The organism is Streptomyces sp. C36, assembly GCF_040932295.1.
GTDB lineage: Bacteria > Actinomycetota > Actinomycetes > Streptomycetales > Streptomycetaceae > Streptomyces > Streptomyces triculaminicus.
Genome location: NZ_JBFQGI010000016.1, coordinates 20,290 through 27,604, shown reverse-complemented (window position 1 = coordinate 27,604; position 7,315 = coordinate 20,290). Strand labels below are relative to the sequence as shown.

Annotated in this window: 9 protein-coding genes; 5 read left to right on the top strand and 4 right to left on the bottom strand. The window is 70.7% G+C overall.

The genetic code is table 11. The features are described from left to right. Positions 1 to 3: 3 nt before the first annotated feature. The 3 genes from AB4K12_RS30970 to AB4K12_RS30960 are packed head-to-tail and all read right to left on the bottom strand — an operon-like array spanning position 4 to position 2,278. Positions 4 to 651 (bottom strand): histidine phosphatase family protein, encoded by a 648-nt coding sequence (locus AB4K12_RS30970; RefSeq protein WP_368438100.1) that lies wholly within the window; start codon positions 649 to 651, stop codon positions 4 to 6. 57 nt (positions 652 to 708) lie between these two features. Beyond that, positions 709 to 2,034 (bottom strand): glutamate-1-semialdehyde 2,1-aminomutase, encoded by a 1,326-nt coding sequence (hemL, locus tag AB4K12_RS30965; RefSeq protein WP_368438096.1) that lies wholly within the window; start codon positions 2,032 to 2,034, stop codon positions 709 to 711. A 4-nt stretch (positions 2,035 to 2,038) separates the two neighbouring features. After that, positions 2,039 to 2,278 (bottom strand): hypothetical protein, encoded by a 240-nt coding sequence (locus tag AB4K12_RS30960; RefSeq protein ID WP_362262773.1) that lies wholly within the window; start codon positions 2,276 to 2,278, stop codon positions 2,039 to 2,041. Here AB4K12_RS30960 and AB4K12_RS30955 point away from each other — a divergent pair. From AB4K12_RS30955 to AB4K12_RS30945, 3 genes are all read left to right on the top strand, one after another. Beyond that, positions 2,162 to 2,749 carry a hypothetical protein gene (locus tag AB4K12_RS30955; protein WP_362262710.1) on the top strand — a complete coding sequence of 196 codons (588 nt, stop codon included), beginning with the start codon at positions 2,162 to 2,164 and terminating at the stop codon, positions 2,747 to 2,749. The genes AB4K12_RS30960 and AB4K12_RS30955 overlap by 117 nt on opposite strands. Before the next feature lie 175 nt (positions 2,750 to 2,924). Beyond that, positions 2,925 to 3,698 (top strand): SDR family NAD(P)-dependent oxidoreductase, encoded by a 774-nt coding sequence (locus tag AB4K12_RS30950; RefSeq protein ID WP_368438094.1) that lies wholly within the window; start codon positions 2,925 to 2,927, stop codon positions 3,696 to 3,698. Between the two features lie 120 nt (positions 3,699 to 3,818). Beyond that, on the top strand, positions 3,819 to 4,211 hold the full coding sequence (locus AB4K12_RS30945; protein ID WP_368438092.1) for a VOC family protein: 393 nt from the start codon (positions 3,819 to 3,821) through the stop codon (positions 4,209 to 4,211). Positions 4,212 to 4,246: 35 nt separating this feature from the next. On the opposite strand, the gene AB4K12_RS30940 is transcribed toward AB4K12_RS30945, so the two are convergent. Continuing rightward, the gene (locus AB4K12_RS30940) at positions 4,247 to 5,440 is read right to left on the bottom strand and encodes an RtcB family protein (protein WP_368438090.1); all 1,194 of its coding nucleotides are present in this window, start codon (positions 5,438 to 5,440) and stop codon (positions 4,247 to 4,249) included. Between the two features lie 163 nt (positions 5,441 to 5,603). Between AB4K12_RS30940 and AB4K12_RS30935 the strand changes: the two genes are divergently transcribed. Together AB4K12_RS30935 and AB4K12_RS30930 are read left to right on the top strand one after the other, a co-directional pair. Next, positions 5,604 to 6,470, top strand: coding sequence for a hypothetical protein (locus tag AB4K12_RS30935; protein ID WP_368438088.1), 867 nt, complete (start codon positions 5,604 to 5,606; stop codon positions 6,468 to 6,470). 108 nt (positions 6,471 to 6,578) lie between these two features. Then, complete coding sequence (locus AB4K12_RS30930; RefSeq protein ID WP_368438087.1) at positions 6,579 to 7,298, top strand: hypothetical protein; 720 nt, start codon at positions 6,579 to 6,581, stop codon at positions 7,296 to 7,298. Positions 7,299 to 7,315: the final 17 nt, after the last annotated feature.

Here is a 7,315-nt window from a genome sequence, read left to right as displayed (position 1 = left end):
CCCCTAGGCGCCGAAGGCCTTCGCGCCGCCCTTGACCGGCTTGGCACCCGCCAGCAGATGCGCCGGGACGAGATCACGCGCGGGCTCGCTGTAGCCCACCGAAACGATCCTGTCCCCCCGGTAGGTGAACGTCGTCAGGCTCGCCAGCGTGCACTGCCGCTTGCGCGGGTCGTGCCACAGCCGACGCTTCTCCACGAAGCTGCGCACGATCCAGATCGGCAGCTGATGGCTCACCAGCACGGCCTCATGACCGCGCGCCGCGTCCTTCGCCGCGTCCAGCGCGCCCATCATCCGCACCACCTGCTCGACGTACGGCTCCCCCCACGACGGGCGGAAGGGGTTCGTCAGGTGCTTCCAGTTCGCCGGCTTGCGCAGCGCCCCGTCGCCCACCCCGAAGGTCTTGCCCTCGAAGACGTTCGCCGCCTCGATCAGCCGCTCGTCCGTCGCCAGGTCCAGCCCGTGCGCCTTGGCGACCGGCGTCGCCGTCTCCTGCGCCCGCTCCAGCGGGGAGGCCACGACGTACGTCACGTCCCGGTCCGCCAGGTGCTCCGCCACCCGGTCCGCCATCCGCCGGCCCAGGTCCGACAGGTGATAGCCCGCCCGCCGCCCGTACAGCACGCCGTCCGGGTTGTGCACCTCGCCGTGACGCATCAGGTGGACGACGGTGATGTCGTCCCGCTTGTCGTCCCGCTTCTTCTCCGCGCTCACTTACTTCCCCTCCTCGGTCGCCTCGGCCGCCGCGCGCGCCGCCGCCGGCAGCGCCGCCGCGATCCGCTCCACCGCCGCCGCGTCGTGCGCCGTCGAGACGAACCACGACTCGAACGCCGACGGCGGCAGGTACACGCCCTGCGACAGCATCGAGTGGAAGAAGGCGTTGAAGCGGAACGACTCCTGCGCCTTCGCGTCGTCGTAGTTCCGCACCTCACGGTTGGTGAAGAACACCGAGAACATGTTGCTCGCCGTCTGCAGACGGTGGGCCACGCCCTGCTTGGTCAGCGCCTCGCCCACCAGCCCGCTGATCTCGGCGGACACCGCGTCCACCCGCTCGTACGCCGCGTCGTCCAGCAGCCGCAGCTGCGCCAGGCCCGCCGCGGTCGCCACCGGGTTACCCGAGAGCGTGCCGGCCTGGTAGACCGGGCCCGCCGGGGCCAGGTGGGCCATCACGTCGGCCCGGCCGCCGAACGCCGCCGCCGGGAAGCCGCCGCCCATGACCTTGCCGAACGTCATCAGGTCCGGCTTGACGCCGTCGATGCCGTACCAGCCCGCCTTCGACGTGCGGAAACCCGTCATCACCTCGTCGGAGATGAACAGCGCGCCGTTCTTGGCGCAGGCGTCCCGCAGCCCCGCGTTGAAGCCCGGCAGCGGCGGGACGACGCCCATGTTGCCCGGCGACGCCTCGGTGATCACACAGGCGATCTCACCCGGGTGGGCGTGGAAGGCGGCGTGCACCGCCTCCAGGTCGTTGTACGGCAGCACGATGGTGTCCCCGGCCTGCGCGCCGGTGACGCCCGGCGTGTCCGGCAGGCCGAACGTGGCCAGCCCGGAGCCGGCCGCGGCCAGCAGCGCGTCCACGTGACCGTGGTAGCAGCCCGCGAACTTGATCACCTTGGCCCGGCCGGTGAAACCGCGCGCCAGCCGGATCGCCGACATCGTCGCCTCGGTGCCCGAGGACACCAGACGCACCTGCTCGACCGGCTCGATCCGGGCGACGATCTCCTCGGCCAGCGCCACCTCGCCCTCACCGGGCGTACCGAAGGAGGTGCCGCGCGCGACGGCCTCCTGCACCGCGGCGATCACCTCGGGGTGGGAATGGCCGAGAATCATCGGCCCCCATGAACACACGAGGTCCACATATTCCCGGCCATCCGCGTCCGTCAGGTACGGACCGGTGCCGGAAACCATGAACCGGGGCGTACCGCCCACGGCGCGGAAAGCCCGGACCGGAGAGTTCACGCCACCGGGCGTCACGACCGCCGCACGGTCGAAGAGCGTCTGCGAGACTGGGGCACTGTATGGGTAGCTCACGCTAGCCATGGTCTCAGAGCGCTCCGGCCGGTCGCGTCCGGGCGTTTCGCACGGCGCCCACGGGGGAGGTCTCTGAGACGATGATCTGGTTGCGCGGCGGGGGCTGTGCTGCGTAAAAAAGCGGTCGGGTGGAGATATGCATCGCGGTGGCGGACTGGGCGAGGGCACCGATGACCTGGGGCCCGAGCGAGCCCAGCGCGACCGGCGGGGCCGGCACCGCCGCGAAGAGCACCACCAGGAGCACATCGAGCACATCGAGCACAGCACGGGAAGCAGGAGTGGCCGAGTGGGGGTGACCTACAAATACTTCGGGGCCCCCAACGGCGCGACCGCGGCCCGGGTTCCCATCTCCATGCGCCCCGAGGAGCTCGGCGGCGACGAGCTGGGCATGGGCGGCATGTTCACCAAGATCAAGCCGGAGACGGTGGCCGCCATGGTCCTCACCGGCATCGAGGGCATACCCCTGCACAAGGTTCCCCCGCTCGAACTGGTGGTTCTCCACCCCGACTACGCCGTGGTCAAGCTCCCCATGACCGTGGTCGACCCGCTGCGCGGTATTGGCGAGGAATCGGTGGGCGCGGCGGCGTTCATCTGGTCCACGGTCCCCGACCGCGGCGGCCCCCGCGACGCCTTCTCGGTCTACCGGCTGCTCCACGAATGGCAGGACTTCTCCCACCGCCTGCACGAGGCGGGCCACCAGCCGTACTGCCTCGTCTGGCCGTAGAAACCACCCCGAACCACCCCAAGGGCGGCGAGGGCCCGGCTGCCACGACACCGCCGGCACCCCGATCCGCCTGGCCGGCGTGGCGGTGATCATGTACGCGCCGCGCGGCCGCTGACCCCGGACCCCTCCCGGCCTATGCTGCGCACAGACCGCGCCAGCCCCAGGAGGCCCACCCATGCGCACCCGCACCGCAGCCCCCACCGCCGTCATCACCGGCGCGAGCAGCGGCATCGGCGCCGCCACCGCCCGCCACCTGGCCGCCGCCGGCTACCGCGTCGTCCTCACCGCCCGCCGCGAGGACCGCCTCCACGCCCTCACCGAGGAACTCACCGCCGCCGGCCACCAGGCCGTCGCCTACGCCCTCGACGTCACCGACCGCGCCGCCGTCATGACCTTCGCCGTCTTCCTCGACGAGTACGGCCCCATCGACGTCCTGGTCAACAACGCCGGCGGCGCCATCGGCACCGAGACCGTCGCCACCGCCGACCCCGCCGACTGGCGCACCATGTACGACGTCAACGTCCTGGGCACCCTCAACGTGACCCAGGCCCTCCTCCCCCGCCTCGTCCAGGCCGAGGGCACCCTCGTCGTGCTGTCCTCCACCGCCGGCCTCGCCACCTACGAGGGCGGCGGCGGCTACGTCGCCGCCAAGCACGGCGCCCACGTCATCGCCGAGACCCTCCGCCTGGAACTGTGCGGCCAGCCTGTACGCGTCATCGAGATCGCCCCCGGCATGGTCCGCACCGAGGGATTCGCCCTCACCCGCTACCGCGGCGACCAGGACAAGGCCGACGCCGTCTACGCGGGCGTGGCCGACCCCCTCACCGCCGACGACATCGCCGAGACCATCACCTGGGCCGTCTCCCGCCCCCCGCACGTCAACGTCGACCTGCTCGTCGTCCGCCCCCGCGCCCAGGCCTCCAACTACAAGGTCCACCGCGAGGGCTGACCCGGCCGGGACCGCGGTCGCGGGACCCGCGACCGATGCGCAGTTGATCATGGAGCGCTACCGTCGTACGCGCAGCCGCCCCGGCACCGGGGCGGCCCGTACGACAACAGGGGGAGCCCCATGCGCGTCATCGCCTTCGACCACCTCGTCCTCAACGTCTCCGACATCGAGCGATCCCTGGCCTTCTACACCGGCCAGCTCGGCCTGGAGCCGGTCCGCGTGGACGAATGGCGCGCGGGGAAGGTCTCCTTCCCCTCGGTCCGGGTCAACGCCTCCACGATCATCGACCTCTTCGGCCGCGAGCGCGGCGAGTCCAACGTCGACCACATCTGCCTGACCGTCGAGCCCCTGGACTGGCAGGAGGTCGTCGCCTCCGGCACCTTCACCGTCGTCGACGGCCCCGGCCCCCGCTTCGGCGCCCGCGGCACCGCCGAGTCCCTCTACGTCCTCGACCCGGACGGCAACACGGTCGAGCTCCGCTGGTACGCCGAGGACCGCGAGCAGCAGGCGTAGGCGAGGCACAGGGCCCGGGCGGATCCGCCCGGGCCTCAGCCCTTCACGCAGACGACCTGCTTGAGCTTCGCCACGACCTCGACGAGGTCCCGCTGCTGCTCCATGACCTGCTCGATCGGCTTGTAGGCGGCCGGGATCTCGTCGACCACGCCACGGTCCTTGCGGCACTCGACGCCCTGCGTCTGGTCCGCCAGGTCCCGCTCGGTGAACAGCTTCTTCGCCTTGTTGCGGCTCATCCGGCGGCCGGCGCCGTGCGAGGCGGAGTTGAACGAGTCCGCGTTGCCCAGGCCTCGCACGATGTACGAGCCGGTGCCCATGGAGCCCGGGATGATGCCGTACTCGCCACCGCCCGCGCGGATCGCGCCCTTGCGGGTGACCAGCAGGTCCACGCCCTCGTAGGTCTCCTCGGCCACGTAGTTGTGGTGGCAGGAGATGACCTGCTCGAACATGGGCTTGGCCTTCTTGAACTCCTTGCGGACGACGTCCTTGAAGAGCGCCATCATGATCTCGCGGTTGTGCCGCGCGTACTCCTGCGCCCAGAACAGGTCGTGCCGGTAGGCGGCCATCTGCGGGGTGTCCGCGATGAAGACGGCCAGGTCGCGATCGACCAGGTTCTGGTTGTGCGAGAGCTTGCGCGCCTCGCCGATGTGGTACTCGGCGAGCTCCTTGCCGATGTTCCGGGAGCCGGAGTGGAGCATCAGCCAGACCGAACCCGACTCATCGAGACAGAACTCGATGAAGTGATTTCCTCCGCCGAGCGATCCCATCTGCTTCAGCGCCCGGCCCTGACGGAATTTGACCGCTTCCGCGACCCCGTCGAACCGTCCCCAGAAGTCGTCCCACCCGGCCGTCGGCAGTCCGTGCAGCCGGCGCGGGTCCACCGGGTCGTCGTGCATCGAGAAGCCGACCGGGATCGCCTCCTCGATCCTCGACCGCAGCCGCGAGAGATCGCCCGGCAGGTCGTTGGCCGTCAGCGAGGTCTTCACCGCGGACATGCCGCAGCCGATGTCGACGCCGACCGCCGCCGGGCAGACCGCGCCGCGCATGGCGATCACCGAGCCGACCGTGGCGCCCTTGCCGAAGTGGACGTCGGGCATCACGGCGAGGCCCTGGATCCAGGGCAGGGTGGAGACGTTCCGCAGCTGCTGCATGGCCACGGGCTCGACCGTGTCGGGATCCGCCCACATGCGGATCGGTACGCGGGCTCCGGGTACCTCGGTGTACGACATAGCTTCCTCATTCCCCCGAAAAGTCTACAAAGCGCAAAAGCCGGACGTAAGTGCTCGTCCAGGACACTGGGACGGCGGACTCGGCGGCGCGTGCGGTAGACATTGTTTCCAGCCGCCGCCCAACGGCGGCAACCAAATATTCGGGCGAAGGGAGCCACGGACAGTGCAGCGGAGGGCGTACGCACCGGTAGCCGCACTGGCCGCGGCGGTGCTGTCGGCCGCGCTCGCCGGGTGCGGCGGGGGTGGCGGGGCCGGCGGAAAGGGCATCGACGCGAAGGCCGGACAGGCGGGCTCGGCGGTGCCCGCGGGGCCGCCCGGGAAGTACCACAGCCTGCCGGAGCCGTGCGGCTATGTGAGCCCGGAGACGGTGCGGCGGATGCTGCCCGGCGCGGGCGAGGGCGACGAGCAGGAGGCGGAGAAGCTCCTGCGCGGGACGGCCGCGATCACCTACGACACCGATCGCCGGGTCGGCTGCCGCTGGAAGCTGGAGACGCCCAACGGCACCCGGCATCTGACGGTCGACTTCGAGCGCGTGGTGTCGTACCAGCCGGGCGTGAGCGACGAGGCGCGGGCGCAGCAGCTGTACGAGCGCCAGGCGACGGCGGCGCGCATCCCTTCGGCCGCCCCCTCGGCGAAGTCGTCCCCCTCCCCGAAGCCGTCCGCCTCGCCCTCGCCGGGGGCGAGCAGGAGCGCGGGCGCGGGTTCGGGCGATCCGGGTCCGGGCCCGCAGCTGGCGGACGCGTCGGTGGCGCCGACGGCGGCGAATCCGTCGATGTCGGCGGATCCCCGGCTGGCGCCGCGGGTGCTGGACGATCTGGGGGACGACGCGTTCGTCAACGATGTGCTGGCGACGACGAGCTCGGGCGTGCACCGGGACGTGACGGTGGTCTTCCGGTCGTCGAACGTGCTGGTGACGATCGCGTACGACCAGTGGACGACGGACAAGCAGCATGTGCCCGCGAGCCAGGATCTGCAGGGCAAGGCCCAGGGCCTGGCCCGGGAGCTGGATGCGGGGCACTTCGGCAATTAGCCCCCTCGACAGGGCCCGCTTCGGCCCAGGCCGGGCGCGGGCCGCGTACCGTGCCGGTAGGCACCGTCAGGCGCCCCCGTCACCTCTGACCGAATGAGCGAAGGACCCATGCACCGACGTACAGCCCCGCGACTCGCCCGAATCCTCGCCTGCGCCGCAGTACCGGTGATGCTCGTCGCCACCGGCTGCTCCTCGGACGACGATTCGGGGGCGAAGAAGGAATCGGCCAAGCCCACGCAGTCGGCCGCGCCGAACACCTCTCCGACGATGCAGGCGGCGGCTTTCGCCAAGCTGCCGGAGGTCTGCAAGACGGTCTCGGAGAAGACGGTCGACAAGCTGGTGCCGAAGGCGGAGAAGAAGGAGGGCAAGGCCCTTCCCGCGACGGACACCAATGACGCGGCGAGCTGCATCTGGAGCGGTCTCGACGACGAGGACGTCAAGGACATGCAGTTCCGCACGATGACCGTTTCGCTGAAGCGGTTCGTCTCGGACCCGACGCTGGGTACGGGCGAGAAGCGTGCGGGGGATTTCGTGGCGAAGCAGACGACGGCGGCGGCCACGGCGGACGGCGCGAAGGACGCGAAGACGGAGAAGGCCTCGGGCATCGGTGACGAGGCGAACGTGGTGACCGCAGATTCGAAGAAGGGCGACAACGACTTCAAGAACGCGACCGTCGTCGCGCGGACCAAGAACGTGGTGATCACCGTGAAGTACAGCGGTGCGGGCTACGAGGGTGCGAAGTCGCCGAGCACGGACGACATGAAGAAGGGCGCGCAGGACGCGGCCAAGGAGGTCGTGACCTCGGTGGGCGACGCCAACAAGAAGTAGTCGCGAAGGGTACGTGA

Coding starts and splice junctions, on each gene's coding strand:
- AB4K12_RS30970 (WP_368438100.1), bottom strand. CDS start 651: ATGCGTCACGGCGAGGTGCACAACCCGGACGGCGTGCTGTACGGGCGG.
- hemL (WP_368438096.1), bottom strand. CDS start 2,034: ATGGCTAGCGTGAGCTACCCATACAGTGCCCCAGTCTCGCAGACGCTC.
- AB4K12_RS30955 (WP_362262710.1), top strand. CDS start 2,162: ATGCATCGCGGTGGCGGACTGGGCGAGGGCACCGATGACCTGGGGCCC.
- AB4K12_RS30950 (WP_368438094.1), top strand. CDS start 2,925: ATGCGCACCCGCACCGCAGCCCCCACCGCCGTCATCACCGGCGCGAGC.
- AB4K12_RS30945 (WP_368438092.1), top strand. CDS start 3,819: ATGCGCGTCATCGCCTTCGACCACCTCGTCCTCAACGTCTCCGACATC.
- AB4K12_RS30940 (WP_368438090.1), bottom strand. CDS start 5,440: ATGTCGTACACCGAGGTACCCGGAGCCCGCGTACCGATCCGCATGTGG.
- AB4K12_RS30930 (WP_368438087.1), top strand. CDS start 6,579: ATGCACCGACGTACAGCCCCGCGACTCGCCCGAATCCTCGCCTGCGCC.